This window comes from Pedococcus sp. P2_D7 (assembly GCF_056404295.1).
Window position 1 is genome coordinate 252,946 of the sequence record NZ_JBFUEH010000004.1, and the last position, 24,194, is coordinate 277,139.

The 24,194-nt window shown below is 71.7% G+C and carries 28 protein-coding genes; 19 read left to right on the forward strand and 9 right to left on the reverse strand.

Annotation, left to right across the window (positions count from 1 at the left end):
* Nucleotides 1-29: 29 nt before the first annotated feature.
* Nucleotides 30-1,382, reverse strand: coding sequence for a serine hydrolase domain-containing protein (locus AC1DWJ_RS10360; protein WP_477620731.1), 1,353 nt, complete (start codon nucleotides 1,380-1,382; stop codon nucleotides 30-32).
* Nucleotides 1,383-1,446: 64 nt separating this feature from the next.
* Between AC1DWJ_RS10360 and AC1DWJ_RS10365 the strand changes: the two genes are divergently transcribed.
* From AC1DWJ_RS10365 to AC1DWJ_RS10395, 7 genes are all read left to right on the forward strand, one after another.
* The gene (locus AC1DWJ_RS10365; RefSeq protein ID WP_477620732.1) at nucleotides 1,447-2,244 is read left to right on the forward strand and encodes an LOG family protein; all 798 of its coding nucleotides are present in this window, start codon (nucleotides 1,447-1,449) and stop codon (nucleotides 2,242-2,244) included.
* 104 nt (nucleotides 2,245-2,348) lie between these two features.
* The gene (locus AC1DWJ_RS10370) at nucleotides 2,349-2,594 is read left to right on the forward strand and encodes a hypothetical protein (RefSeq protein WP_457253755.1); all 246 of its coding nucleotides are present in this window, start codon (nucleotides 2,349-2,351) and stop codon (nucleotides 2,592-2,594) included.
* Between the two features lie 37 nt (nucleotides 2,595-2,631).
* Nucleotides 2,632-2,901 carry a DivIVA domain-containing protein gene (locus AC1DWJ_RS10375; RefSeq protein ID WP_457253754.1) on the forward strand — a complete coding sequence of 90 codons (270 nt, stop codon included), beginning with the start codon at nucleotides 2,632-2,634 and terminating at the stop codon, nucleotides 2,899-2,901.
* Nucleotides 2,902-2,905: 4 nt separating this feature from the next.
* On the forward strand, nucleotides 2,906-3,385 hold the full coding sequence (locus AC1DWJ_RS10380) for an SRPBCC family protein (protein ID WP_457253753.1): 480 nt from the start codon (nucleotides 2,906-2,908) through the stop codon (nucleotides 3,383-3,385).
* Complete coding sequence (locus AC1DWJ_RS10385) at nucleotides 3,382-3,963, forward strand: DNA-3-methyladenine glycosylase I (protein ID WP_477620733.1); 582 nt, start codon at nucleotides 3,382-3,384, stop codon at nucleotides 3,961-3,963. The genes AC1DWJ_RS10380 and AC1DWJ_RS10385 overlap by 4 nt, the downstream gene beginning before the upstream one ends.
* Complete coding sequence (locus AC1DWJ_RS10390) at nucleotides 3,960-5,171, forward strand: hypothetical protein (RefSeq protein ID WP_477620734.1); 1,212 nt, start codon at nucleotides 3,960-3,962, stop codon at nucleotides 5,169-5,171. Before AC1DWJ_RS10385 ends, AC1DWJ_RS10390 begins: the two co-directional genes overlap by 4 nt.
* Nucleotides 5,168-6,442 (forward strand): hypothetical protein, encoded by a 1,275-nt coding sequence (locus tag AC1DWJ_RS10395; protein ID WP_457253750.1) that lies wholly within the window; start codon nucleotides 5,168-5,170, stop codon nucleotides 6,440-6,442. The genes AC1DWJ_RS10390 and AC1DWJ_RS10395 overlap by 4 nt, the downstream gene beginning before the upstream one ends.
* Nucleotides 6,443-6,534: 92 nt before the next feature.
* Here the strand turns inward: AC1DWJ_RS10395 and AC1DWJ_RS10400 are convergent, their stop codons facing one another.
* Nucleotides 6,535-7,356 carry an enoyl-CoA hydratase/isomerase family protein gene (locus AC1DWJ_RS10400; RefSeq protein WP_477620735.1) on the reverse strand — a complete coding sequence of 274 codons (822 nt, stop codon included), beginning with the start codon at nucleotides 7,354-7,356 and terminating at the stop codon, nucleotides 6,535-6,537.
* A 154-nt stretch (nucleotides 7,357-7,510) separates the two neighbouring features.
* Here AC1DWJ_RS10400 and AC1DWJ_RS10405 point away from each other — a divergent pair, with 154 nt between their 5' ends.
* The 3 genes from AC1DWJ_RS10405 to AC1DWJ_RS10415 all read left to right on the forward strand — a co-directional run bounded on the left by AC1DWJ_RS10405 (nucleotide 7,511) and on the right by AC1DWJ_RS10415 (nucleotide 9,666).
* Nucleotides 7,511-7,684, forward strand: a complete 174-nt coding sequence (locus AC1DWJ_RS10405) for a DUF3117 domain-containing protein (protein WP_082592686.1) — start codon at nucleotides 7,511-7,513, stop codon at nucleotides 7,682-7,684.
* A gap of 105 nt (nucleotides 7,685-7,789) precedes the next feature.
* Nucleotides 7,790-9,313: a leucyl aminopeptidase family protein gene (locus AC1DWJ_RS10410; RefSeq protein WP_477620736.1), complete on the forward strand. Its 1,524-nt coding sequence runs from the start codon at nucleotides 7,790-7,792 to the stop codon at nucleotides 9,311-9,313.
* Nucleotides 9,310-9,666, forward strand: a complete 357-nt coding sequence (locus tag AC1DWJ_RS10415) for a hypothetical protein (RefSeq protein WP_457253747.1) — start codon at nucleotides 9,310-9,312, stop codon at nucleotides 9,664-9,666. Before AC1DWJ_RS10410 ends, AC1DWJ_RS10415 begins: the two co-directional genes overlap by 4 nt.
* A 97-nt stretch (nucleotides 9,667-9,763) precedes the next feature.
* Here AC1DWJ_RS10415 and AC1DWJ_RS10420 read toward each other — a convergent pair whose 3' ends face one another.
* A complete protein-coding gene (locus tag AC1DWJ_RS10420) occupies nucleotides 9,764-10,396 on the reverse strand; it encodes an O-methyltransferase (protein WP_344130275.1) in 633 nt (210 codons plus the stop codon).
* A 166-nt stretch (nucleotides 10,397-10,562) separates the two neighbouring features.
* On the opposite strand from AC1DWJ_RS10420, the gene sigE reads away from it, so the two are divergent.
* The 4 genes from sigE to AC1DWJ_RS10440 are packed head-to-tail and all read left to right on the forward strand — an operon-like array spanning nucleotide 10,563 to nucleotide 13,910.
* Nucleotides 10,563-11,210, forward strand: coding sequence for an RNA polymerase sigma factor SigE (sigE, locus tag AC1DWJ_RS10425; protein ID WP_477620919.1), 648 nt, complete (start codon nucleotides 10,563-10,565; stop codon nucleotides 11,208-11,210).
* On the forward strand, nucleotides 11,207-11,836 hold the full coding sequence (locus tag AC1DWJ_RS10430) for an anti-sigma factor (protein WP_477620737.1): 630 nt from the start codon (nucleotides 11,207-11,209) through the stop codon (nucleotides 11,834-11,836). Before sigE ends, AC1DWJ_RS10430 begins: the two co-directional genes overlap by 4 nt.
* Nucleotides 11,833-13,548 carry a S1C family serine protease gene (locus AC1DWJ_RS10435; protein WP_477620738.1) on the forward strand — a complete coding sequence of 572 codons (1,716 nt, stop codon included), beginning with the start codon at nucleotides 11,833-11,835 and terminating at the stop codon, nucleotides 13,546-13,548. Before AC1DWJ_RS10430 ends, AC1DWJ_RS10435 begins: the two co-directional genes overlap by 4 nt.
* An 11-nt stretch (nucleotides 13,549-13,559) precedes the next feature.
* The gene (locus tag AC1DWJ_RS10440; RefSeq protein WP_477620739.1) at nucleotides 13,560-13,910 is read left to right on the forward strand and encodes a twin-arginine translocase TatA/TatE family subunit; all 351 of its coding nucleotides are present in this window, start codon (nucleotides 13,560-13,562) and stop codon (nucleotides 13,908-13,910) included.
* 99 nt (nucleotides 13,911-14,009) lie between these two features.
* On the opposite strand, the gene AC1DWJ_RS10445 is transcribed toward AC1DWJ_RS10440, so the two are convergent.
* The 4 genes from AC1DWJ_RS10445 to AC1DWJ_RS10460 are packed head-to-tail and all read right to left on the reverse strand — an operon-like array spanning nucleotide 14,010 to nucleotide 17,682.
* Entirely contained in the window at nucleotides 14,010-15,212 is a 1,203-nt protein-coding gene (locus AC1DWJ_RS10445; RefSeq protein WP_477620740.1) for an Mrp/NBP35 family ATP-binding protein, read from the reverse strand.
* Between the two features lie 9 nt (nucleotides 15,213-15,221).
* The gene (locus AC1DWJ_RS10450) at nucleotides 15,222-15,791 is read right to left on the reverse strand and encodes a DUF1003 domain-containing protein (RefSeq protein ID WP_457253742.1); all 570 of its coding nucleotides are present in this window, start codon (nucleotides 15,789-15,791) and stop codon (nucleotides 15,222-15,224) included.
* Nucleotides 15,784-17,058, reverse strand: a complete 1,275-nt coding sequence (locus tag AC1DWJ_RS10455) for a magnesium transporter MgtE N-terminal domain-containing protein (protein WP_457253741.1) — start codon at nucleotides 17,056-17,058, stop codon at nucleotides 15,784-15,786. The genes AC1DWJ_RS10450 and AC1DWJ_RS10455 overlap by 8 nt, the downstream gene beginning before the upstream one ends.
* Before the next feature lie 21 nt (nucleotides 17,059-17,079).
* On the reverse strand, nucleotides 17,080-17,682 hold the full coding sequence (locus tag AC1DWJ_RS10460) for a hypothetical protein (RefSeq protein ID WP_457253739.1): 603 nt from the start codon (nucleotides 17,680-17,682) through the stop codon (nucleotides 17,080-17,082).
* A gap of 51 nt (nucleotides 17,683-17,733) precedes the next feature.
* On the opposite strand from AC1DWJ_RS10460, the gene AC1DWJ_RS10465 reads away from it, so the two are divergent.
* The 3 genes from AC1DWJ_RS10465 (at nucleotide 17,734) to AC1DWJ_RS10475 (ending at nucleotide 20,980) form a co-directional block, all read left to right on the forward strand.
* Nucleotides 17,734-18,831, forward strand: a complete 1,098-nt coding sequence (locus AC1DWJ_RS10465) for an HpcH/HpaI aldolase/citrate lyase family protein (RefSeq protein WP_477620741.1) — start codon at nucleotides 17,734-17,736, stop codon at nucleotides 18,829-18,831.
* Complete coding sequence (locus AC1DWJ_RS10470) at nucleotides 18,828-19,721, forward strand: HpcH/HpaI aldolase/citrate lyase family protein (RefSeq protein ID WP_477620742.1); 894 nt, start codon at nucleotides 18,828-18,830, stop codon at nucleotides 19,719-19,721. The genes AC1DWJ_RS10465 and AC1DWJ_RS10470 overlap by 4 nt, the downstream gene beginning before the upstream one ends.
* Before the next feature lie 365 nt (nucleotides 19,722-20,086).
* The gene (locus AC1DWJ_RS10475; RefSeq protein WP_477620743.1) at nucleotides 20,087-20,980 is read left to right on the forward strand and encodes a L,D-transpeptidase family protein; all 894 of its coding nucleotides are present in this window, start codon (nucleotides 20,087-20,089) and stop codon (nucleotides 20,978-20,980) included.
* On the opposite strand, the gene AC1DWJ_RS10480 is transcribed toward AC1DWJ_RS10475, so the two are convergent.
* Nucleotides 20,974-21,783, reverse strand: a complete 810-nt coding sequence (locus AC1DWJ_RS10480; RefSeq protein WP_477620744.1) for an alpha/beta hydrolase-fold protein — start codon at nucleotides 21,781-21,783, stop codon at nucleotides 20,974-20,976. The two genes, AC1DWJ_RS10475 and AC1DWJ_RS10480, sit on opposite strands and share 7 nt — an antisense overlap.
* Before the next feature lie 52 nt (nucleotides 21,784-21,835).
* A complete protein-coding gene (locus AC1DWJ_RS10485; protein WP_457253734.1) occupies nucleotides 21,836-22,672 on the reverse strand; it encodes a serine protein kinase RIO in 837 nt (278 codons plus the stop codon).
* A 252-nt stretch (nucleotides 22,673-22,924) separates the two neighbouring features.
* Between AC1DWJ_RS10485 and AC1DWJ_RS10490 the strand changes: the two genes are divergently transcribed.
* Nucleotides 22,925-23,800: a hypothetical protein gene (locus AC1DWJ_RS10490; protein ID WP_477620745.1), complete on the forward strand. Its 876-nt coding sequence runs from the start codon at nucleotides 22,925-22,927 to the stop codon at nucleotides 23,798-23,800.
* Complete coding sequence (locus AC1DWJ_RS10495; RefSeq protein ID WP_457253732.1) at nucleotides 23,800-24,156, forward strand: GntR family transcriptional regulator; 357 nt, start codon at nucleotides 23,800-23,802, stop codon at nucleotides 24,154-24,156. Before AC1DWJ_RS10490 ends, AC1DWJ_RS10495 begins: the two co-directional genes overlap by 1 nt.
* Nucleotides 24,157-24,194 lie beyond the last annotated feature (38 nt).

Here is a 24,194-nt window from a genome sequence, read left to right on the forward strand (position 1 = left end):
ATGCCGCCAGAGCCCGTTCCGGCCCCCCGTCACCCCTCGGGTGACTCGCCGAACCCCAGGGGCGCGCGACTCACCAGGTAGGTCGCCCAGTTCAGCTTCACCACGGCACCCTCGGCGTCGTGGGTGACCCGCAGCGTCTCACCACGCTCTCGACCCGAGACGGTGCGGAACGTCGTGTCGTCGAGGCGCTCGAAGACGGACGGGGGGCGGTCCGCGGGTGCGCTGTCGGCCCGCGCCTCGAGTCGTCCTTCGCGGACGGAGAAGGTGTAGCCGGACCCCTCGGAGAACCATCGGCCCAGCAGCGGCTCGAGGTCCTCGGGCACGGAGGTGCCCGGTCGCCACGGCTCGGCCTCGGCCGGGTCGTGCTCGAGGACGTGCTCACCCAGGGCGATCGCGAACGCCGCAGGGTCGGGGGAGGAGGAGCTGTTCATGAGCACGATCCCGCCGGTGCCGCTCTCCCGGTGGGTGAACACACCGGTCACCTGGCCCGGCATGCCGCCGGTGTGCCCGACCCAGGTCCGCTTGCCGGGGGAGCGCATCAGGAAGAAGCCCAGGCCCATGGCACCGCCCCAGCCGTCGGGGTCGACCATCAGCTGCGGTTGGCACATCTCCTCGAGGGTGTCGGGCGACAGGATGGCGGCGTCCGGGTCGGCCACGAAGCCCGACCACTTCGCGAGGTCCGTGACGGTGCTCGCCAGGGCGCCGCACGGGCCCATCGCCCGCAGGTCGACCACCGGCTCGACGCGGGGCACGTCGTGGAACGGCTGCACGTGGTAGCCGGTCGCCCGGGGGCCGTCGTCGAAGCCGACCGTGGTGCGGGTCATGCCCAGGGGCTCGAGGATCCGCGCCCGCAGCGACTCCTCCCACGAACGGCCGTCGAGGCGCTCCACGAGCTGGCCCAGCACGGCATACACGACGTTGGAGTAGTGCCAGTGGTCGTGCGGCCGCCCGACCCGCTCGATCGAGTTGAAGTCGCTCACCAAGGTTGCGGCGTCGGGCTGGTCGAGGGTCTCCCAGACGTCGCCGAGGGGTTCGCGGGCCAGGCCGGTCGCGTGGGAGAGGGCCTGCCGCACGGTCGCCCGGTGCTGCACCTCCGGCAGGTGCTGGTCCACGGTGTCGTCGAGGTCGAGCCGACCTTCGTCACGCAAGGCCATCACCAGCACGGCGGTGAAGGTCTTGGTGTTCGACGCGACGAGGAACTGGTCGTCGGGGCCCGGCACGCGGGGTGCGGCCACGTCGACGGTGCCGACCCCGTCAGACCAGAGGAGCTCCCCACGGCGGACGACGGCAGCCGCCACACCCGGCACCCGACCGGTGCGCTGGCGGTCGATGGCGAGGTCGCGCAGTCGTCGGACGGTGGTGTCCTGCAAGGTGGTGTCCACGCCGTCGACCCTAGCGACCGCGGTCCTGGCAGGCGGGCCCGTGCCGCTCGCGTAGGTTGGCTCCGTGACCGACGAGACGCAGACCTCCGGCGCCACCGAGCGCGACGACGACTACTCGGGATTCGACTACCACACGGGTCCGGTGACGCTGCGTGGTTCGCGGGTGCCGGGGACAACCACCGACCAGCGACTCCTCGACAGCCGCGGGCCGAGCGACTGGCTGCACACCGACCCGTGGCGCGTCATGCGGATCCAGAGCGAGTTCGTGGAGGGCTTCGGCGCGCTGGCCGAGCTCGGGCCCGCCGTGAGCGTCTTCGGGTCGGCGCGCACCAAGCCCGGCACGCCCTTCTACGAGCTGGCCACCCAGGTGGGGCGTCGCCTCGTGGAGGAGGGGTATGCCGTGATCACCGGTGGCGGTCCCGGCGCCATGGAGGCGGCCAACAAGGGTGCCCGTGACGCCGGCGGTGCGTCGGTCGGCCTCGGTATCGAGCTGCCGTTCGAGCAGGGCCTGAACGAGCACGTGAACCTCGGCGTGAACTTCCGCTACTTCTTCGCGCGCAAGACGATGTTCGTGAAATACGCACAGGGGTTCATCGTCCTGCCCGGTGGGTTCGGCACGCTGGACGAGCTGTTCGAGGCGGTGACGCTCGTGCAGACCCAGAAGGTCACGTCGTTCCCGATCGTGCTGATGGGCACCGAGTACTGGGGTGGCCTCTTCGACTGGCTGCGCAGCACCGTCCTCGAGGCCGGCACGGTCAGCCTGAAGGACGTCGACCTGCTGCACCTCACGGACGACGTGGACGAGGCGGTCCGCCTCGTGACCGAGGCCGACGACCAGGTCGCACCCAAGCGCCCCGAGTAGCGACCAGCTCGGGTGTCTGGGACGGGGCCATGGCGCCGTCCGAGGCGCTCGACCCGGAAAGCGGGGGATGGACGGGACTGGTCGGCTCATTGGATGATGGGTCGGTGACCATCTCGCCGCTGCCGCGCCATGGTGACGTCATCGTCGGTCGGGACGTCGCTGGTCGCACGCTGCGCATCTCCGGTCACCCCGAGTCCGGCCGGGTGGTCCTGTCGATCTGGCAGGACACCGTGTGCCGGGCCACCCTGCGCCTCGCCCCCGAGGACGTCCCCGAGTTCGTCGAGATGCTGACGCGCACCGCGATCGGCCAGTCCGACGACGACGTCCGTGACCTCGGTACGGCGGGCTGACTAGGTCGTCGTCAGCAACTCGTGCGACGATCGGCCCGTGATCTGGGTCTTCTTCATCGCCGTCGGCGTGCTCCTCGTCGGGGGGTTCGCCGCCCTCATCGTGGGGCGGGTCGGCTACGACCCCTTGTCCGAGGCCACCACGACCCAGGCCGACCCGGTGCTGTCCGAGGAGTTCGGTCCCGGGGAGATCGCGGCGGTGCGGTTCGACACCGCGCTGCGTGGCTACCGCATGGACCAGGTCGACGCCGTGCTCGACCAGCTCCAGACCAGGATCGCGGAGCTCGAGGCCGGGGACCAGCACCGCTGACCCCATGGCTGACTTCCACCTCACCCGCCTGTGCGCCGCGCCACCCGCGACGGTGTGGGACGTCGTGACCGACTTCGCGGCATACGGTGACTGGATGCCGTTGACCCGCATGCGGGTCGACGCGGGCGGTCCCCGACTGGGCTGGGGCTTCGCGGGGGTCAGCGGGCTCGGGCCGGTCGGGTTCTCCGACTCGATGCTGGTGTCGGCGTGGGCGCCTCCGGGCGACGACGGGCGCGGCTCCTTCCGCATCGTCAAGACCGGGCGACTGCTCGGCGGCTGGGCCGAGGTCCGGGTCGAACCCGAGGGCGCCGGCACTCGTCTGGACTGGCATGAGGGCGTGGTGGTGAGGCCGCTGCCGTTCAAGCGGCTGTTCGCGCCGCTGCTGACCCGGGCCAGCGAGCGGCTCTACGGTCGGGCCGTCGACGCCATGCTCGCGCGCGCCGAGCAGCGTGCGCGGGCCGCGGGCCGGGAGGCCGGGCGGTGAGCGGACTCATCGTCGGCGAGGACGGGGTCACGCGCTGCGCCTGGGCGGGCTCGACTCCCGACTACCTCGACTACCACGACACCGAGTGGGGAGTGCCCGTCCACGGCGAGCGAGCCCTCTACGAGCGGCTCACCCTCGAGGCGTTCCAGTCCGGCCTGGCGTGGATCACGATCCTGCGCAAGCGCGAAGGGTTCCGCACCGCCTTCGCCGGGTTCGACCCCGAGGTGGTGGCCCAGTTCGACGACGCCGACCGGGCCCGGCTCATGGCCGACACCGGCATCGTCCGCAACCGGCTCAAGGTCGACGCCGCGATCACGAACGCCGCGGCGGTGCTCGCCTTGCGTGCGGCGGGAGGGCTCGACGAGCTGGTCTGGTCGCACGTGCCCGAGCACCACGTCCCGCCGCAGACGACGGCCGACTTCCGGGCGACCTCGCCGGAGTCCGTCGCGCTGGCCAAGGCCCTGAAGAAAGCCGGCTTCGTCTTCGTCGGCCCCACGACGATGTATGCCGCGATGCAGGCTTGCGGCCTAGTGGACGACCACCTGGCCGGCTGCCACCGGGCGGGCGGAGCCCGATGATGCGCATCCTCGGCGTGAGGGTGGCGTTGGTCTACCTCGCGCTGCGGGCCGTGTCGGCGGTGCTGCTCGTGCTGGCCAGCCGCGACCAGGTCGTCATGCCCGACTGGACCGGGCCGACCGTCGAGCCGATCGACATGACGGTGCTGTGGGACGGCAGCTGGTACCGCCACGTCGCCGAGCACGGCTACCCCCACGTCCTGCCCGTCGACCCCGGAAGCGGTCGGGTGTCCCAGAACGCCTGGGCCTTCTACCCGCTGTTCCCGATCCTCGCGCGGCTGCTCATGTCCGTGACGCACCTGGGCTTCCCGGTCGTGGCGTCGACGCTCTCGCTGCTGTGCGGCCTGGGGGCGGCGCTCATCATGGGCCGGCTCCTGGCCGAGCGGGTCGGCCCCCGGGTCGCGCTCGCGACGGTCGCGGTGTGGGGGGCCTTCCCCGCGGCCGTCTCGTTGCAGATCGCCTACACCGAGGCGATCGCCATGCTGGTGCTCTGCGGCCTGCTCTGGGCGCTGATCCGACGCAACTGGGTGATGACCGGCGCCCTGGCCCTCGTGCTGGGTGTCACCCGGCCGATCGCCGTGCCGGTGGCGATCGTCGTCGCACTGATGCTGCTGCTGCGGTGGCGTCGTCGCGCCGTCGACCCGGTCGAGCCCGGTGAGTACGCCGCCGGCGCCTTCGCCCTGGTTGCCTCTGCCGTCGGTGCCGTGGCGTGGCCGCTGATCGCCTGGCAGGTGACCGGGGTGCGAAGTGCCTACACCGACACGATGGCGGCCTGGCGGGTGGGCAACGTCATCACCCCGTTCAAACCCTGGCTGGGGATGTCCCAGTGGACCTTCCGGGACTTCGAGGGTGGCGCCGTCTACGGCCCGGTCGCGCTGGCTGCCCTGGCGACGACCATCGTCGTGCTCACCTGCGGCCCCTGGGCGACCCGGCTGGGCACCGAGCTGCGTGCGTGGTGCCTGGCCTACCCGGCCTACCTCGCCGTCGTGCTCGACCCGTTCACGAGCATCTTCCGCTACGCCATCCCGCTGTTCCCGCTGATCGCGGTGGTCCTCGGCGGGGCGGGGGTCCTCGGCGGGGCGGGGGTCCAGCGGCGGGTCCGGTACCTCTGGACGAAGGTCAGCATCCTCGTCGCCATCGGCATCGCCGGGCAGGCCATGTGGATCTGGAAGCTGCTCGTCTACGTCCCGCCCTCGGACTACCCGCCGTGACCGTGACCGGGCTGCGCGCCGTCGTGACCTCCCAGGGGCGCAGCGCAGTGGGGAAGTGGGCGTTGCGGCGTCCCGTCGTCTTCCTGCTCCTCGTGTATGCCGTGACCCGGGTCATCGCGCTGGTCGCCATCTGGGTCGCCGCGACGTGGTTCCAGACCCCCGCCGGGGTGGGCCACCTCGACCCGACGGTGGGCGACATGCTCGGCAACTGGGACAGCATCTGGTACCGCCGGGTCGCGACCCAGGGCTACCCGGTCCCGCTGCCGGCCGACCCCGACACGGGCCTGTTGACCTACAGCGCGTGGGCGTTCTACCCGGCCTTCCCCTTCCTGGTTCGCGGGCTGATGCTCACCGGCCTCTCGTTCGAGGTGGCCGGGGTGGGCCTCAACCTCGTGCTGGGTGCCGTCTGCACGCTGCTGGTCTGGCGCTGCTTCAACTTCGCGCTGCACGCCTCGCCCCAACCGGCCCGGGAGCGCCTCGCCCTCGTGACCGGGGCGCTCTGGTGCCTCTACCCGGCGACGGGCATCCTCGTGATGCCGTACACCGAGGCGCTGGCCGGAGTGCTCATCGCGGGGTCGCTGCTCCTGCTCATGCAGCGGCGCTACGCCTGGGTCGTCGTCCTCGTGCTCGCACTCGGCTTCACCCGAGCGGCTGCCCCCGGCATCGCCTGCGCGGCGATCGCCCACCTCGTGCTGCGGTGGCGCGACGACCGCGTGGCCGGGGTGACACCGCTGCGCGGCCAGCGGGTGACCGCGGCGCTCATGCTCGTCGCGACCGCCGTGTCGTCCATCGCGTGGCCGGTGGTCGTCGGCATCACCAGCGGCCTGCCCAGGGCGTTCTTCGACGTGCAGGCCGCGTGGGGGCAGAAGCCCGAGTCCGGCCCGTTCGTGCTCTGGCTCTCCTGGGCGTGGGAGGCCCACGGACTCGTCGGGGTGGTCATCCTCGTGGGGCTCGTCGCGACCTACATCGCGCTGATCCTCGGTCGGCACGGCCGATGGTTGGCCGTCGAGCTGCGGGTCTGGGCGCTGGCCTACCCGTTGTACCTGCTCGCGGTGGTGCGCCCGATCACGAGCATGTGGCGCTTCCTCCTGCTCGACTTCCCGCTCGCTGCCGTGGTCGCCTCGGTGGCGATGCGGACGTCCACGGGCGCCAAGGTGGTGGCGCACTGGCGCCGCCGGGTGGGCGTGGTCGCGCTGGTGCTCCTGGTGGGGCTGTTCTGGTTCACCTGCACGCTGCTGACCTACACCCCCTGGGCCTCAGCCCCGCCGTGATCTCGAGCAACCTTTGCTAGCAGACTTTGCTGGCAGAGGGACAGGTTGCAGGGTGTCCGCCAACAAGGAACCTGTGCTGGGTGGAGCAACGGTCACGCGCCGGTGAAGACCGGCTTCTCCTTGGCGAGGAACGCGGCGACGGCGGCCCGGTGGTCGGAGGTCGCGCCGGTCAGCGTCATGTAGTCGCCCTCGGTGGCCAGCGACTCGCTCAGGCCGTGACCGGAGCTGAACGCGACGGCGCGCCGGATCGACCCGTAGGCGAGCGTCGGCCCTGCGGCCAGCTTGGTGGCCAGCTCAGTCACGGCGATGTCGAACTCGTCCGCGGTGACGACGCGCGTGACCAGGCCCAGCGACAGGCACTCCTCGGCTGGCACCGTGCGGGGGAGGAGCAGCAGCTCCTTGGCCTTCGCGGGCCCGACGATCCGCTGCAGCGACCAGGACGTGCCGGAGTCGCACGACAGCGCGATGCCGGCGAACGCCAGGTTGAGGCCCGCGCTGTCGACCATCACGCGGAAGTCGGCCGCCAGCGCGAACCCGGCACCGGCTCCCGCAGCCACCCCGTTGACTGCTGCGACGACCGGTTTGTTCATCGTCGCGAGCAGCTCGACGACGGGGTTGTAGTGCCGGGCCACGGTGTCCCAGAGCGAGGGGTCGTCGTTCTGGAGCAGGGTGATGTGCTCGCGCAGGTCCTGGCCGACGCAGAAGGCGCGGCCGCTGCCGGTCAGGACGACACAGCGCACGCTGGGGTCCTGGGCGACGTCCGTCAGGGCGCTGACCAGCGCGTCCTTCGTGGCGATGTCCAGGGAGTTCATCGCGTCGGGTCGGTTGAGGCGGACCGTGGCCACCGCGCCGTCGCGCTCGACGAGGACGAGGGAGCTCGGCTGGGTGGTCGCGTCGCTGGTCGTGTCGGTCATGCCGCCATCCTGCCGGACCGTCGTCGGACCCGGATTTCGCCTGTGAGGTGGTTCACGGGATAATGGAGCAAATCTGGCGCGCGCGGGACTGATCACAGGCACTGGCGTGGATCCGCGTGGCCAACAGCAGACCACGCCAAACGGAAGGACACTCATGGCGGCAATGAAGCCGAGGACCGGCGACGGCCCGCTCGAGGTGACCAAGGAAGGTCGCGGCATCGTCCTGCGCATGCCGCTCGAGGGTGGCGGCCGCCTCGTCGTCGAGATGACTCCTGACGAGGTCCGCGCCCTCGGCGACGCGATCACCAACTGCGAGGGCCTGAAGTAGTCCCCACCGCACGTTTCGAGGACCCCCATCGGCACCAGCCGGCGGGGGTCCTCGCGCGTGCAGGGGTATGCCGCGGCCGCACCGCGGGTGGGTAGGGTCGAGTCCGTGCGTGCACCCGAACTGCTCGACCCGGCAGCCAGCGTCTGGACCATCTCGGCAGAGCCGTTGGCCGACGTCCTGGCCGACCTCGACCCCGCCGACCTCCTGCTGGCCCTCCCGGTGCCCACCGGGGGACTGCCGGTGACCGGGGCCACGGCCAAGGCGCTGACGCTGGTGGGCCTCGACGCCGCAGCGGTGTCGGCCACCTACGAGCCCAAGCCCGAGGCCGGGTCGGTCACGACGATCCCGCTCCCGCCGGGCGAGCGCCCGGCGCGCAAGGTGCTGCTCGTGGGGGTCGCCGGAGGCGCCGCAGCCGACCTGCGCGCCGCCGGTGCGGCGCTCGGCCGGGCGGGCAAGGGCCACGCTGCGCTGGTGACGACGGTCGGCGGCGGCACGTCCCGAGCCGTCCAGGCGGCGCTGGCCGAGGGACTGGCCCTCGGCGGCTACGCCGGCCCGCGGTGGGTCCGCGACGACGCCGCGCCGGCCTCCGCCCCTGCCGCAGAGGTCGCCCTCGTCGGGTCCTACGACGAGCCGTCCGTGCGGCACTCGGTGGTGCGAGCCCGCGCCACCATGCTCGCCCGCAACCTCGCTGTCGTCCCCTCCAACACCAAGAACCCCGCGTGGGTCGCCGCCCAGGCGAGGACGCTGGCGGGCCGCAGTGGGCTCGACGTGCGCGTGTGGACCGAGCGTGAGCTGAAGGCCGAGGGCTTCGGCGGGCTGCTGGCGGTCGGCGCCGCCTCCGCCACCCCGCCGCGTCTCGTGCAGCTCGACTACGCACCCGAAGGCGCCACGGCCCGCACGCCGCGCGTCGTGCTCGTCGGCAAGGGCATCACCTTCGACACCGGCGGCCTCGACATCAAGCCGGCCGACGGCATGCTCGCGATGAAGACCGACATGAGTGGTGCGGCCATCGTCCTCGCGGTGCTGGCCGCCTGTCGTGAGCTCGCGGTGCCGGTGAAGGTGACCGGCCTGCTGGCGCTCGCCGAGAACGGCGTCGGCGGCGCGGCATACCGGCCCGGTGACGTCGTCACCCAGTACGGCGGGCGGACCGTCGAGATCGGCAACACCGACGCGGAGGGACGCATCGTCATGGCCGACGCCCTCGCCTACGCCGACCTGCACCTCGACCCGACAGTGCTCCTCGACATCGCCACGCTCACCGGTGCCGCCCGCGTCGCGCTCGGTCGGTCGATGGCCCCGGTCTACGCCACGGACGACGCCCTCGCCCGTGCGCTCGTGACCGCGGGGGAGGCGACCGGGGAGCTGCTCTGGCCGATGCCGCTGGTGGAGGACTACCGGGCCGGCCTCGACAGCGACGTGGCCGACATCAACCACATCGCGGGCACCGGAGGCGGTGGTGGCTCGATCTCGGCAGCATTGTTCCTGCGTGAGTTCGTGGGCGCGCGACGCTGGGCACACCTCGACATCGCCGGGGTGGGTCGCTCCGACGTCGACCGCGGACTCCTCACCAAGGGCGGGACGGGCTTCGGTGCCCGCCTGCTGCTCACCTGGCTGGAGGAGATGTCATGAACGCCGGATACGGCCTGAGCGTGCGCTGGTCCCTGGAGTCCGCACCCGAAGGGGTGGCCCAGGAGCTGCGCGACTACGTCGTCGGGACGTCGATGGCCAAGTTCATGTTCCTCGACGGCCTCGCCTTCAAGACCTGGCGGATGGTCGAGGGGCAGTGGTTCGAGGGCACCTACGTGTTCGACGAGAAGGTCTACCGCGACGACTTCCAGCGCGAGTTCTCCGCCACCGCCGCCGAGTCGGCCGGCAGCGGCATCATCGGCTCGGCGCCGACCCTGATCGAGCCCTTCGAGGTCGTCGCGATCGCCGAGGGTCCGGGCCGGTTCCGTCGCGGCCCCGGTCCCGGCTCCGCCTGACCTGTCCCCGCAGCCGGCGACGCTATCTCATGCAAAAGGCAAGTTAGCGCCGCCCGACAACGGCGCTAACTCGCCTTTTGCATGAGATAGCCACGCGTCAGCGCTTGACGGCCGCCAGCACGCCGTCGCCCACCGGCAGCAGCGCGGGGATGAGGCGTTCGTCGTCGCGCAGCGCCTTGCCCAGGTCACGCAGCACCGACGTCTGCTCGTCGCGCGCCGCCGGGTCGGCCACCTTGTCGTGCCAGAGCATGTTGTCGAGCACGAGCACGCCACCGGAACGCAGCAGGCGGATGCCGTGGCTGACGTACTCGGGGTACTCCACCTTGTCGCCGTCGATGACCACCATGTCGTAGGCGCCGTCGGTCATCCGGGGGAGCACGTCGAGCGCCCGACCGGTGATGACCCGGGTGCGCTGGTGGGCGATGCCGGCCTCGGCATAGGCCTTCTTCGCGACACCCTGGTGCTCGGCCTCGACGTCGATCGTCGTGAGGATGCCGTCCTCCGGCATGCCCTGGAGCATCCACAGACCTGAGGTGCCCGCGCCGGTGCCCACCTCGACGACCGACTTGGCCTTGACCGCAGCCGCGAGGAGTCGCAGCAGCACCCCGGCGCCGTTGCCGACCGGAGTGGCCCCCAGCTCCTCGCCCCGCCGCCGCGCCGACTCGATCACCTCGTTCTCGGTGACGAACTCCTCGGCGTAGGCCCAGCTGGCCGGCTTCTGTGCGCTCATGCGCCAAACCCTACTGCCGCGAACGCCGCGAACCGGGCACCGCGGCATACAGGGAACGCTCAGGTTGTTGGGGAACGATGCAAGCCACTCGGTCGTCTGGACCGAATGACAGGTGTGCGCCGCCCGGCGCTCGACGGAGGTGAGGGACGTGACCGCGACCGACACGATCGGTACGGCCCGGCAGGACGTCCAGGGGGACGCCCAGGAAGGACCCGCGTGGGTCCCGCCGACCTGGGAAGAGATCGTCGAGCAGCACTCAGCCCGCGTCTACCGCCTGGCCTACCGCCTCACCGGCAACCCGCACGACGCCGAGGACCTCACGCACGACGTGTTCATCCGCGTCTTCCGTTCGCTGCACAGCTACCAGCCCGGCACGTTCGAGGGCTGGCTGCACCGCATCACGACCAACGTCTTCCTCGACAAGATGCGTCGCAAGCAGCGCATCCGGTTCGATGCGCTGTCCGACGAGTCCGCCGCCCGGCTGCCCACCCGTGAGGCCGGTCCCGAGGCCGCCTTCGACGCCACCCACTTCGACGACGACGTCCAACGCGCGCTCGATGCCCTGTCACCTGACTTCCGGGCGGCCGTCGTGCTCTGCGACATCGAGGGCCTGTCCTACGAGGAGATCGCCGCGACGTTGGGCGTCAAGCTCGGCACCGTGCGCTCGCGCATCCACCGTGGCCGCGCCCAGCTCCGTGAGGCCCTCGCGCACCGTGACCCCAAGCTCGCCCGTCCCGCCGTGGACGCCGACCGTGCGCCAGTGACCAAGCGCCGGATCCCGGTGCTCGGCCGGGCGGTGCCGGGATCACGGTGACCCGCCCAGGGTGGACCGGTGTCGCGAGTGCGTCGTTCAGCGCGCGCGGCCGGTGCCTCGGCGACCAGGTGACCTCCTACGCCGACCGGGCGATGGACGACGCGACCCTGCTGCGGTGGGACCGCCACGTCGTGGCCTGCCAGTGCTGCCGCGCCGCCGTGGACGAGGAACGGCGCGTGCTCTCGGCGCTGCGCTCCTCGGCCGGCTCCCCGGTCCCGGGTGACCTGCGCGGGATGCTGCTGGCCCTGGCCACGCACATGCCGCCGTCCGGGCCCGACGGCACGAGCGCGACCCGGGCCCCACTGCTCCCACCCATCCCGGTGGCGCCGGTCCGCGTCGTCGACCGCGGCACTCCCGCGCTGCACCGCTCGGCCGGGCGGGCGACCGTCTACGCGGGTCTGGCCGCCGGGGCCACCGCTGCTGCGGCGCTGAGCCTCGTGGTGAGCGGTGGCCTGACCTCGACGAACCCCACCGCACCACCCGTCGTGCAGCGCGCCAAGCCGGTCAGTCCGGGTTTCGCGACGGCTTCCTTCACGGTGCCCGGGCTCGGCGGCTCGCCGTCCGGCCCCTCTGCCACACCCTCTGTGGGCACGGTGCGTGGTCGTTCGGCACAATCGACTCCATGAGCGACGAGCGAGACCCGGAAGGCCACGACCGGCCGACGCCCGCCGACCCCTCCTCCGACCTCTCCTCCGACCTCTCCTCCGACTCGTCCGAGGTCCGTCCCGGACCGACGGCCGACGCGACGTCCGCGCCGATCCCCGCAGCCGCCGCTCCCACCGCCGAACCCGCCTGGGACCCCTGGGCCCCGCCCGGACGTGGCAGCGGCGACTACACCCAGCCCGTCGACCTGACGCACACCCAGGAGCTCCAGGGTCCGCCCACCCAGGGTGCAGCTGCTGGTGCGGCCACCGGTGCCCCCGGTGCGCCGGACACCCCCGGGGCCGGACCGGTCTGGGCCGCGGAGCCGACCGGGTGGCCGTTCGACGACGTCCAGACCCAGGGCACTGACGTCCCCGCCGGGGCCACTTCCGCCGCCCCCACCGGATTCCCCACCGAGTCAGCCGGCCACCCGGCATACCCGGCCGCCCAGGCCAACAACAACCCGCAGACCACGAGCGCGGGCTGGGACCCGATCACCAGCCCCACCGCAGACGCCGGGTATGCCGGCCAGCCGACCCCGTGGGTCGGCCAGCGTCCGCCCGAGGCGACGGCCCCGCAGCAGAAGGGACCCGGCTGGGGTGCCCTCGTCGCCGTGGCCGCCATCGCCGCGCTCGTTGCCGCGGGCCTCGGTGGCGTGTTCGGTGGCTGGCTGGGGGCGACCGGACGCGTCGACTTCGGCAGGCTCGACCGCACGCCCTCGTCGATCCCGTCGGCTGGTGCGGGCTCGACCGCTCGGCCCCCGGGGTCGATCGCCAACATCGCGGCCAACGCGCTCCCGAGCGTCGTGACCATCAAGGTCGACGGGGCCGACGGCGGCGGCACCGGGTCCGGCTTCGTGCTCGACCGCGACGGCCACATCATCACCAACAACCACGTCGTCGCGAGCGCCGCCAGCGGAGGCACGATCAAGGTGGAGCTGTCCAACGGCACCGAGATCGACGCCACCATCGCCGGGCGGGACGGCTCCTACGACCTGGCCGTCCTCAAGACCGACCGCACCGACCTCGTCCCGCTCGTGATGGGGTCGTCCAAGGACGTCGTCGTCGGCGACCAGGTGATCGCGGTGGGTGCGCCCCTCGGGCTCGAGTCCAGCGTGACCAGCGGCATCGTCAGCGCGCTCAACCGACCGGTCAGCCCCGGCGGTGACGGCAACCAGCAGTCGTTCATCAACGCGATCCAGACCGACGCCGCGATCAACCCGGGCAACAGTGGCGGGCCGCTGCTCAACATGGCCGGTCAGGTGATCGGCGTGAACTCCGCCATCGCGCGCGTCCCGGGAGCCACGGACACCCAGTCGGGCAACATCGGCGTCGGCTTCTCGATCCCGAGCGACCAGGTGGTCAAGACCGCCGAACAGCTCATCAAGACCGGCTCGGCCCAGCACCCGGTCATCGGTGTGGTGCTGGACCGCGAGTTCACGGGTGACGGGGTGCGGATCCTGTCCAAGGAGAGCGACACCAGCGGTCCGCCGGTGGATCCCCAGGGCCCTGCAGCCAAGGCCGGGATCAAGCCCGGCGACGTGATCGTCGAGTTCGACGGCCGCCGGGTCACCGACCCCGACGACCTCGTCGTGGCGATCCGGGCCAAGAGCGTAGGTGACGACGTGTCGATGAAGGTGCGCCGTGGCAGCGAGACGATCAGCGTCACCCTCACCCTGTCCGGCTCAGGCAAGTAGGAGAGCGCACCATGGCAGGCATCAACGGCTGGGAGTTCATCGCGATCATCGTGCTGGCGGTGGTGATCCTCGGTCCCGAACGACTGCCGGAGTATGCCGCGAAGCTGGGTCGCCTGGTGCGCCAGGCGCGGGCGATGGCCGAGGGTGCCAAGGGCCAGCTGCGCGAGCAGATGGGGCCGGAGTTCGATGACATCGACTGGCGTCAGTACGACCCGCGGCAGTACGACCCGCGTCGCATCGTGCGAGAGGCGCTGCTCGACCCGAACCCCGCAGACGCCGACGGGACTCCTCCGACCTTTGCCGCCAGCACCGGCGGTTACGACGCGACCAAGCCGACGCCCTACGACGACGACGCGACGTAGGTCCTCCCGCTGGCACGGCGGCGCTAATCCATGCAAAAGGCGAGTTAGCGCCGCGCGAGGCCGGCGCTAACTCGCCTTTTGCATGAGATGCCGACGGGCTCAGCGGCCGACGGGGGACAGGCCGAGCGAACGACCGGCGAGACCGCGGGACCGGGTCGCGAGACCGCGCGCGATCGCGCGCAGCGACACCGCGGCAGGCGACTCGGGATTGCGCAGCACGACCGGCATGCCCTGGTCGGCGCCCTCACGGAGGTTGACGTCGAGGGGGATCTGGCCGAGCAGCGGCACGTCGGCGCCGACCGCGCGGGTGAGCGAGTCGGCCACGGCCTGACCGCCACCCGACCCGAAGATCTCCTGCCGCGAACCGTCCGGCAGCTCGAGCCAGGACATGTTCTCGATGACCCCGACGATCCGCTGGTGCGTCTGCAGCGCAATGGATCCCGCGCGCTCGGCGACCTCGGCCGCAGCCTGTTGGGGAGTGGTCACCACGAGGATCTCGGCGTTCGGGATCAGCTGGGCGACCGAGATGGCGATGTCGCCCGTGCCCGGCGGGAGGTCGAGGAGGAGGACGTCGAGGTCGCCCCAGAAGACGTCGCCGAGGAACTGCTGGAGGGCGCGGTGCAGCATGGGTCCACGCCACACGACGGGCTGGTTGCCGGGCACGAACATCCCGATGGAGATGACCTTCACCTCGTGGGCGATCGGCGGCAGGATCATGTCGTCGACCTGCGTCGGCCGGTGCTCGACGCCGAGCATCCGCGGCACCGAGAAGCCGTAGACGTCCGCGTCGACCACGCCCACGCGCAGCCCGCTCTGGGCGAGCGACGCGGCGAGGTTGACGGTGACCGACGACTTGCCGACCCCGCCCTTGCCGGAGGCCACGGCATACACGCGGGTGAGGGAGCCGGGCTTCGCGAAGGGGATCTCGCGCTCGGCGGTGCCGCCGCGCAGCTGCTGGCGCAGCGCCACGCGCTGCTCGTCGCTCATCACACCCAGCGTGACGTCGACGCCGGTGACGCCGGGCACCTTCGACAGGGCCGCGGTGGTGTCCTTGGTGAGCGTGTCCTTCATCGGGCAGCCCGAGACGGTGAGCAGGATGGTCACGGCGACCCGACCACTGGCGTCGACCGTGACGCTCTCGACCATGCCGAGCTCGGTCACGGGCTTGCGGATCTCGGGGTCGATGACGGTCGTCAGCGCTTGGTGGAGGGCGTCGTCGGTCACCGGGGCAGCCGCAGACCCGCCCTCATTGAGGGCGTCGCTCTGAGCGTCGCTCGAGGTGTCGCTGGGGCTGGGGCACATGCCCCCATGTTAGGTCGCGCCCTGGTCCCTCGAAGAACCGGTCGCGCCCGACAGGCTGTCGTCTGCCTCACGTCGGCGCACCTCCAGGCCGCGTTCCTCGAGCTCGTCGAGCAGCCCACGCAGCTCGGAGCGGACGAAGTCGCGGGTGGCGGCGTCACCCATCGCGTGCCGCAGTGACGCGACCTCGCGGGTGAGGTACTCGGTGTCGGCGAGGTTGCGCTCGTCGCGCGCGCGGTCCTGTTCGAGCGCGACCCGGTCGCGGTCGGCCTGCCGGTTCTGGGCGAGCAGGATGAGCGGCGCGGCATACGAGGCCTGCAGGCTCAGCATGAGCGTGAGGAAGATGAACGGGTAGTTGTCGAACCGCCACTCCTTGGGCGACACGAGGTTCCAGATCACCCAGAAGACGACGAACACCGTCATGGCGATGAGGAACGCGGCGGTGCCCATGAAGCGGGCGAACTGCTCGCTCCAGCGCCCGAACGTCTCCTGGCTCATGGTGGGGCGCGGCAACAGGGCCCTGCGGGTCTCGCGGGGCTGGTCGAGCCGGCTGGACGCCACCCGGCGGTCGCGCTCAGCCATGGGTCACCTCGTGCCGGTCCTCGCGCCAGTCGTCCGGGAGGATGTGGTCGAGGACGTCGTCGACGGTGACCGCACCGATGAGCCGGCCGTCGGCGTCGACCACGGGGACGCCGACGAGGTTGTAGGTGGCGAGGATCCGCGTCACCTGGCCCAGCGGGGCGTCCGCCGTGAGCGGCTCGATCTCCTTGTCGAGGATGCCCCCGATGGCGCCGTGGGGAGGCTCGCGCAGCAGCCGCTGGATGTGGACGATGCCGAGGAACTTGCCGGTGGGGGTCTCGTGCGGAGCGCGGCAGACGTAGACGGTGGACGCGAGGGCGGGGGAGATCTCGGCCCGGCGGACGACGGCCAGCGCCTCGGCGATCGAGGCCTCCGGACCGAGGATGACCGGCTCGGTGGTCATCATGCCGCCGGCCGACTCCTCGTCGTAGGTCAGCAACCGGCGCAGGTCGGCGGCCTCGTCGGGCTCCATCAGCTGGAGGAGCTCCTCCTGCTTCTCGGCGGTGAGGTTGTGCAGCAGGTCGGTGGCGTCGTCGGGCTCCATCGCCTCGAGGACGTCTGCGGCGCGGCCGACGGGCAGGGTCTCGAGGATCTCGACCTGGTCGTCCTCGGGCAGCTCCTCGAGCACGTCGGCGAGCTTGTCGTCGTCCATCGCCTCGGCCACCTCGGCCCGGCGCTTGGGGGACAGGTCGTGGATGACCCCGGCGAGGTCGGCGGACTTCAGGTCGTCGTAGGTCTCGAGCAGCATCGCCGCGGACTGCCCGGCGGTGGACTGGTGGATGCCGGTCACGTCCTCGACGGGCACCAGCACCGTGGCGCCGCGGCGACGTCGGAACGGCCCGAGCGTGCTGCGAGCCGCGCCCTGCCGCACGAACACCTTCGACATCGCCCAGTCGCGGCTGCGCTCGCGCTCGATGGCGACGTCCTCCACGGTCGCCTCGTAGTCGCCCTCGGGGTCGTGCACGGTCACCGGTCGCTCGAGGATCTCGGCCATGACGAGCACCTCGTTGGTGCGCTGCTCGAACCGGCGCATGTTGACCAGCCCGGTGGTGATGACCTGCCCGCCGTCGACGGACGTCACGCGCGTCATCGGCACGAAGACCCGGCGACGACCGGGCACCTCGACCACGAGGCCGATGATGCGGGGACGGCGGCGGGAGGCGCCGAACGTGACGACGACGTCGCGGACGCGACCGACCTGGTCACCGAGCGGGTCGAACACGCTCAGGCTGGTCAGGCGGCCGACGAAGACGCGCGACGGAGTGCTCACGCCGCAAGGTTATCCGGCTGGTCAGCCGTCGTCGGGGAGGCGGTTCCCGCGCCGTCGTCGTGGTCGTCCGCGCCAGTGCCACGGGCGCCAGGTCGCGGTCGTGGCCTCGCTGGGCGGCGGCGGTGCGGCGCCGGAGGTCGTGGGGTAGGACCCCGGACCCTCCACGGGAGTCCCGAACGGCCGCAGCGCCCGCACGGTGCACTCGCGGGCCCACCGCTCGACCGCGTCCTCGGAGGCGTTCAGCCGCCCGGCCCGCAGGGCCTCGGTCGCGGCGTCCCAGCCCTCGTCGGCGGGGCCGATCTCGTGGACGGTGGCCTGGACGGTGAGCAACCGTCCGCCGGTGTCCTTGCTCCGGAGGATGAGCAGCACCTCCTCGGGCAACCACGGCAGGGTCTGCTCGCCCGGGCCGGACACGGCATACACGGTCTCGTCGGCCCACGCGTGCCAGAACGGCCACGCGCGGTCGCCGGGGGGCTGGACCCACATCAGACCGGACTTGGTCGCCGCCTCGGCGAACAGGGCGGTGACGTTGACCGGCGTGACGGTGAGGGGGGTGGTCGCGGTGACGTCGAGCGGCGTCGGCGCGGCGCCGCCGTCGGCAGGCTCGCGCGCGGGCTCGGTCACACGTGAACTGTGTCATAACCGCGGTGAGACTGTCGCTGCTAGCGTCGCCGCGTGCGCAGCCCCAAGGACTTCTTCGCCCCACTGGCGGTGGGTGCTCCCACCCCGCTCACGCAGGTGCCCTCGCGCCCCTCGCGCGTGATCCACTTCTTCGACCCGAGCAACGAGAAGATGGCCGCCAAGATCCCGGCCATGGTCGGCACCGTCGACGTGCTGCTCGGCAACCTCGAGGACGCGGTCAAGGCCGACCGCAAGGAGGCCGCGCGGGCTGGGCTCGTCGAGATCGCCCGCGCCACTGACTTCGGCGACTCCACCCAGCTGTGGACCCGGGTCAACTCGCTCGACAGCCCCTGGGTGCTCGACGACCTCACCACCCTCGTCACGGAGGTCGGCGACAAGCTCGACGTCATCATGGTCCCGAAGGTGCAGGGGCCCGAGGACATCCACTACGTCGACCGGCTGCTCGCCCAGCTCGAGGCGCGCGCCGGCCTCCAGCGCCCGATCCTCGTGCACGCGATCCTCGAGACCGCTCGTGGTGTCGCCAACGTCGAGGCCATCGCCGGCGCCAGCCCGCGCATGCAGGGTCTCTCGCTCGGCCCGGCCGACCTCGCGGCAGACCGACGGATGAAGACCACGCGCGTCGGCGGTGGGCACCCGGGCTACCTCGTGCGGCAGGACCCCCCGGCTGGCGTCGAGGACGCCGTCAACGCGAGTCGCCAGACCTACCAACAGGATCTGTGGCACTACACGATCGCGCGGATGGTCGACGCCTGCGCGATGCACGGGATCTTCCCCTACTACGGGCCGTTCGGTGACATCAAGGACGTCGTGGCCTGCGAGGACCAGTTCCGCAACGCTTTCCTGCTCGGCTGTGTCGGCACCTGGTCGCTGCACCCGGTGCAGATCGAGATCGCCAAGCGGGTCTTCAGCCCGTCCGCCGAGGACGTCGCCCACGCGCGCCGCGTCGTCGAGGCGATGGGCGACGGCACGGGTGCCGTGATGCTCGACGGCAAGATGGAGGACGACGCGTCCCTCAAGCAGTGCCAGGTGATGCTCGAGCTCGCGGAGCGGCTCGCCGCCACCGACCCCCAGCTCGCGCAGCTGTATGCCGCGGAGCCGCGTTCCGGTGATGGCGACGGTGCGCGACCGTGACGGTGCCTGACGTGGTGGACACCACGGCATACCGACCGCGGCGTTCGGTGCTCTACCTGCCCGCGTCCAACGAGCGGGCGCTGGAGAAGGCCAAGACCCTCGCCGTCGACGCCCTGATCCTCGACCTCGAGGACGCAGTGGCCCCCGACGCGAAGGACGCGGCGCGCGACAACGCCTGCGCCGCGGCCCGGTCGGGCGAGTACGGCCGCCGCGAGCTGGCGATCCGGGTGAACGGGATCGGGACGCAGTGGCACGATGCCGACCTGCGCGCAGCCTGTGCGGCCGGGCCCGATGCGGTCGTCGTGCCGAAGGTCGGGTCGGGCGACGAGGTGCGCGCCCTGGTCGCTGCGATGGAGGCGGCCGGTGCTCCTGGGCACACCGCCCTCTGGGCCATGGTCGAGACCCCGCAGGCGATGCTCCACTGCGAGGAGATCGCGGGCGCGTCCGACCGGCTCACCGTGCTCGTGATGGGCACCAACGACCTCGCCAAGGAGCTGCACGCCGAGCACGTGCCCGGTCGGGCGCCGCTGCTCACCGGGCTGTCGCTGTGCCTCCTGGCGGCTCGGGCCACGGGGACGGTGATCCTCGACGGCGTCTACAACGACGTGAAAGACCTCGAGGGCTTCGAGGCCGAGTGCACCCAGGGGCGTCAGCTGGGCTTCGACGGCAAGACCCTCATCCACCCCGGACAGGTCGACCCGTGCAACGCGGCGTTCGCGCCGAGCGAGGCCGCCGTGGAGGACGCCAGGGCCGTGCTCGCGGCCTGGGAGGCCGGTGCGGGAGCCGGTGTCGTGACGCTCAACGGGCGGCTCGTCGAGAGCCTGCACGTCGAGACGGCGCAGCGGGTGCTGGCGATCCACGAGGCGATCACGGCACTCGCCGAGGGCTGACCCGGCCTCGGCTGGACTCGCACTCCTGGCCACCGGTGTAGCAGGTTGGCCTTCGGGGGGTGGTCCGTGCCGCACCAGTGGCCAGAAGTGCGCTGTTGAGAAATCAACAGGGCAACGGGGGCAACCTTTCGGCCCTCCGCTGCGTCTTGGTGTTTGCGGTCGCCCTCGGGGAGGGCGTCCGCGCCATGTCGGGGGACGTGGCGACCGGCCCGGGGGCGAGCGCACAGGGAGCGCCGCCCCGGGCCGGACAGCTCGCGATGGTCACGATTCGGCGTGGGGGACAACCGAAACGCGGACCAGTGCGTCACCATGACTGACAAGGCGTCGCCTGCGGACCGCGTCCGCCGGCCAGGGAAGGGGACTCGATGGACCGCAGGCGGACTGGACGACGTGCGGCGCTGGCTGCCTCGGTGCTGGTCGGCGCGCTCGCGCTCAGCGGGTGCGGAGGCATCACCTTCGGCAAGAACACCTCGGCGACTCCCTCGGCAGCCGTGGGCACGACCTCGGCCACCGACCCCGCGACGACCGACCCCACGACGCCGGAGCCGACGGACACCGTCACGGCGGGCCCGACCACCCCGGTGCCCACGACCGCGACGGCCACGCCGAAGCCGACGACCAAGCCCACCCCGCCCAAGCCGACCCCCAAGCCGGTCCCGACCGAGGGCGACACCCTGCACTCGGGCGACCAGGGTCCCTACGTCAGGCAGGTGCAGCAGCGGCTGTCCGCCCTCGGCTACTGGAACGGCTCGGCCGACGGCGTCTACGGCGGCCTGACCTCCCAGGCGGTGATGGCCCTGCAGAAGACGGCCGGACTCGGCCGTGACGGAGTCTTCGGCCCAGCCACGCGACGCGCCCTGCAGAACGGCGTCCGCCCACAGTCGCGGATCGGTGGCAGTGGCATCGAGATCGACAAGGCCCGCCAGCTCCTGCTCGTCGTGCGCGGTGGCAGCGTCACGATGGTCCTCAACACGAGCACCGGCAGCGGCGAGCAGTACACCAGCGAGGGCAACACCCGCACCGCACTCACCCCGGCGGGCACCTTCAGCACCTTCCGCTCGGTCAACCACCTCGACAAGGGCCCGCTGGGTGACCTCTGGCGCCCGCGCTACTTCAACGGGGGCATCGCGGTGCACGGCGCCGGCAACGTCCCGGGCTACCCGGCCTCGCACGGCTGTGCGCGGGTCAGCAACCCCGCCATGGACATGATCTGGGCCAACGAGATCATGCCGATCGGCGGTCGCGTCACCGTCTACTGACGGTCGTACTGCTCGCGCACACACTCGAGCTGTGGACCGCCGTGGCTCGTCCAGTACTCCGCCGTGTGCCCGCCCTTGTCGAAGGTGAGCTCCGCCGACGGAAGGACCTTGCCGAAGGCCCGGTTGCCGGCCACGAACGGGTCGGAGCGTCCGCAGTCCATCCGGACCGGGATCTTCGAGAGCACGTCGGTGCGCTCGAACACGTCGTGGGCCTCGAAGTCCTCGCGGTCGTCGAAGGCCCCTGCCGCGCTCAGCCCCGGGTCGGTCCACAGGGCGGCACTCTCCGCGACCACCGCGAAGACCTGGTCCGGTCCGAGCTCGCTGGCCAGCAGGAGGGACCCGTAGCCACCCATCGACCAGCCGAGGAAGGCGACCTTCCCCTCGTAGCCGGTCTCCCGTCGCATGAGCGGCAGGAAGTCCTCGACGACCATGGCGCCGGTGTCGACACCGCCCCGGCGGGCGTGCCAGTAGTAGTCGCCGCCGTCGACCGACGCCAGGGTGACCCCGGCCGAGCGCACGTGCTCCTGCAGCTTCATGATCCGGAAGGCGTGCGTCGCGTCGCCGCCCTTGCCGTGCAGGACGACCACGAGCGGCGCGGGCGTGGTGACGTCCTGCGTCTGCTGCGCGAGCTGCCAGTGGATGTCGCGGCCCGGCCAGTGCCCACTGCGCAGCGAGCCGGACCGCACGGCGACGTCCGGGGCGTCCGGGCCACGACAGCCGGCCAGGGCCAGCCCGCCGGCCAGGGCCAGCCCGCCGGCACCCGCCGCGCCGGCGAGCAGGGTGCGGCGGGTGATCGTGGACATGGCCTCACCCTAGGACGAGTCACGCCCGGACCTCGGTATGCCGCGTGGCCCGCTACCAGCGCGAGGTCGCCTCGGCGACGAGGTCACCGAGCAGCTCGCCCTCGTCGACCTCGAGCCCCTTGCTGACGAACCAGCGGCACATGTTGGTGACGTCGCGCTCCAGGAACTCGAAGCCACGCGGGTTGCCGATGATGTCCACGATCTGCGGCCAGTCGATGATGACCAGCCGCTCGCGGTGCAGCAGCACGTTGTAGGGGGACAGGTCGCCGTGCGTCCAGCCGCGCTTGGCCAACGTGATCATCGAGGTGCGCAGCTGCTCGAACAGCTCGGGCAGCAGGTCGGCCGACGGGCGGGTCTGCGCGAGGCGTGGCGCCGCCTCGCCGGGCTCGCCGATGAACTCCATCAGCATCTCGCGGTCGCTCAGCTGTACGGGGTAGGGGACGGGCAGACCCATCTCCCACAGGGCGGCCAACGCCTCGAACTCGGCCACGGCCCACTGCCCGGAGAGCAGCTCCTTGCCGAACTCGGTGCGCCGAGCCATGGCCCGCATCTCGCGGCTGCGTCGGACCCGTCGGCCCTCGTGGTAGCCGGCGTCCCGGTGGAACATCCGGTGCTCGCCGGTGCGGTAGCGCTTGGCGGCGAGGAACGAGTCGACGGCAGGCGTGGTCGTGCCGTCCGGCAGCCAGCGCCGGACGATGTGGACGTCAGCCTCCTTGCCGGTCTTGAGGACGCCGAGGTCGGACTCGACGGCGCCGAGCGCGGTGATGACCCAGTCGGGTCGGGGTTTCGGACCGTGCGTTGCACCGTCCCAGCTGGACCAACGCTCGCCCTCGGGGGGTGCGTCGGGAAGGCTGTCAAACGAGAAGGAGAGGTGCTCCTGGAACTGCATGGGTGGACTCCATCGAACGAAGGGAAAGGGCAGCGGACGTGCCCAGGACAGTGATGGACATCTCGTGCCTCCTTCGGTTGATGCAGTCGTCCCTGCGAGAGGGAGTCGTCCGCGGGCCCGGTGCCACGCGGCATACCCGGAGAGCGTGACAGGCCAGCCCCGTGTTCCGCCACTGATTTATCCAGGGCTGCAGACAAGGGCTTCGCGGAGCGCTAGTTTGTAGTACTACAAGGGAGCAACAAAGGGGGTCTGATGATCTGGACAGCGGCCATCGTGGGCGTGATGGCGCTCATCGGAGGCGGCGCGTTCTTGCCGTCCGTGCGGCGCGGTGCAGTCCAGCGCGAGGCGGTGAAGGTCGCGAAGGCGGCCTACCCCGCCGAGCCCGGTGAGGACTGGCCGGCACTGTGGACTCGCCTCAACAGGCGCTACCTGAGCACCTGGATCGGCGCCTCGGTCGGGCTGGCGGTCGTCCTGGCCGCATTCGCGGCGTTCTCGGCAGAGACGATCGCAGCCGGCGCCAGCTACTTCGGAATCCTCACCCTGTGCGCCTGTCGAACCATCGGGACGATCGTGGGGCATCTTCGATCCCTCAGGCTGCGACCTGGGGCAGCACGGTTGGTCACGTTGCAGCGTCGGGAGCTGCGCGACTACCTGCTTCCCGGGGAAGCGGTGCTGCTCCGCCTGGCGCCGGCCGTGCCCCTCGCCGCCATCGTCTACGGCGTCGCTTTGGCAGGAGTCGAGGCGGCCTCGCCCACACTGTGGCTGGGGATCGTGGGAGGCGGCGTGATGGGCCTTGGGGTCGGACTGCTCGCCGTCCCGCTGGCCCGCCGCACCCTGGCGGCGCCTGCGGACGCCACCACTGCTGGTGGGCTCGTCTGGGCCGAGGTGCTTCGGGCCATGAGCCTTCGCGACATCTGTGCAGGGATGTGGTCGCTGGCCGCGACGGGAGCGGGCCTTCCCCTGATACCGCTGCTCACGGACGCTCGTGGGTCGGAGCGCTGGGTCATCGCGCCAGCAGCTGGTATCGGGGTGGCAGCCGCAACGGTGGTCTGCGGCCTGGCCTGGGTCGCAGCGTCCGACATCAACCACCAGTGGGCCCGACGGCACGCGCTGGAAGGTGTGGTCTGATGCTGTTTCGGCTCGACCCGGAGTCGACCGTCCCGGTCTACGAGCAGATCGTCGACGCGGTGACGGATGGGATCCTCGACGGCTCGCTGGTTCCGGGCACGCGGCTTCCCACGGTGCGGCAGCTGGCTGGCGACCTCGGCGTGGCGACCAACACCGTCGCCAAGGCCTACCGCCAGCTCGAGAGCGAGGGTCACGTCGCGACCTTGGGACGCAACGGGACCGTCGTCCAACCTCGGCCGGCCCGGGACGACGTCGACGACGAGCTGCGAGCCGCCGCGGTCCTGCTGGCTCGAGCGGCCCAGCGCCGGGGAGTGGACCTCAACACAGCGATCGGCCGGCTGCGCCAGGCCTGGTAGCCGGCTCCGGAGGGGGCGGGTGGGGAGGCTCACACGGC

Excerpts from the sequence above, each read along its gene's own strand:
- AC1DWJ_RS10380 (WP_457253753.1), top strand. The coding sequence starts at position 2,906 with ATGGCTGACTTCCACCTCACCCGCCTGTGCGCCGCGCCACCCGCGACG.
- AC1DWJ_RS10390 (WP_477620734.1), top strand. The coding sequence starts at position 3,960 with ATGATGCGCATCCTCGGCGTGAGGGTGGCGTTGGTCTACCTCGCGCTG.
- AC1DWJ_RS10400 (WP_477620735.1), bottom strand. The coding sequence starts at position 7,356 with ATGACCGACACGACCAGCGACGCGACCACCCAGCCGAGCTCCCTCGTC.
- AC1DWJ_RS10405 (WP_082592686.1), top strand. The coding sequence starts at position 7,511 with ATGGCGGCAATGAAGCCGAGGACCGGCGACGGCCCGCTCGAGGTGACC.
- AC1DWJ_RS10415 (WP_457253747.1), top strand. The coding sequence starts at position 9,310 with ATGAACGCCGGATACGGCCTGAGCGTGCGCTGGTCCCTGGAGTCCGCA.
- AC1DWJ_RS10420 (WP_344130275.1), bottom strand. The coding sequence starts at position 10,396 with ATGAGCGCACAGAAGCCGGCCAGCTGGGCCTACGCCGAGGAGTTCGTC.
- AC1DWJ_RS10435 (WP_477620738.1), top strand. The coding sequence starts at position 11,833 with ATGAGCGACGAGCGAGACCCGGAAGGCCACGACCGGCCGACGCCCGCC.
- AC1DWJ_RS10440 (WP_477620739.1), top strand. The coding sequence starts at position 13,560 with ATGGCAGGCATCAACGGCTGGGAGTTCATCGCGATCATCGTGCTGGCG.
- AC1DWJ_RS10445 (WP_477620740.1), bottom strand. The coding sequence starts at position 15,212 with ATGTGCCCCAGCCCCAGCGACACCTCGAGCGACGCTCAGAGCGACGCC.
- AC1DWJ_RS10450 (WP_457253742.1), bottom strand. The coding sequence starts at position 15,791 with ATGGCTGAGCGCGACCGCCGGGTGGCGTCCAGCCGGCTCGACCAGCCC.
- AC1DWJ_RS10475 (WP_477620743.1), top strand. The coding sequence starts at position 20,087 with ATGGACCGCAGGCGGACTGGACGACGTGCGGCGCTGGCTGCCTCGGTG.
- AC1DWJ_RS10480 (WP_477620744.1), bottom strand. The coding sequence starts at position 21,783 with ATGTCCACGATCACCCGCCGCACCCTGCTCGCCGGCGCGGCGGGTGCC.
- AC1DWJ_RS10485 (WP_457253734.1), bottom strand. The coding sequence starts at position 22,672 with ATGCAGTTCCAGGAGCACCTCTCCTTCTCGTTTGACAGCCTTCCCGAC.
- AC1DWJ_RS10490 (WP_477620745.1), top strand. The coding sequence starts at position 22,925 with ATGATCTGGACAGCGGCCATCGTGGGCGTGATGGCGCTCATCGGAGGC.
- AC1DWJ_RS10495 (WP_457253732.1), top strand. The coding sequence starts at position 23,800 with ATGCTGTTTCGGCTCGACCCGGAGTCGACCGTCCCGGTCTACGAGCAG.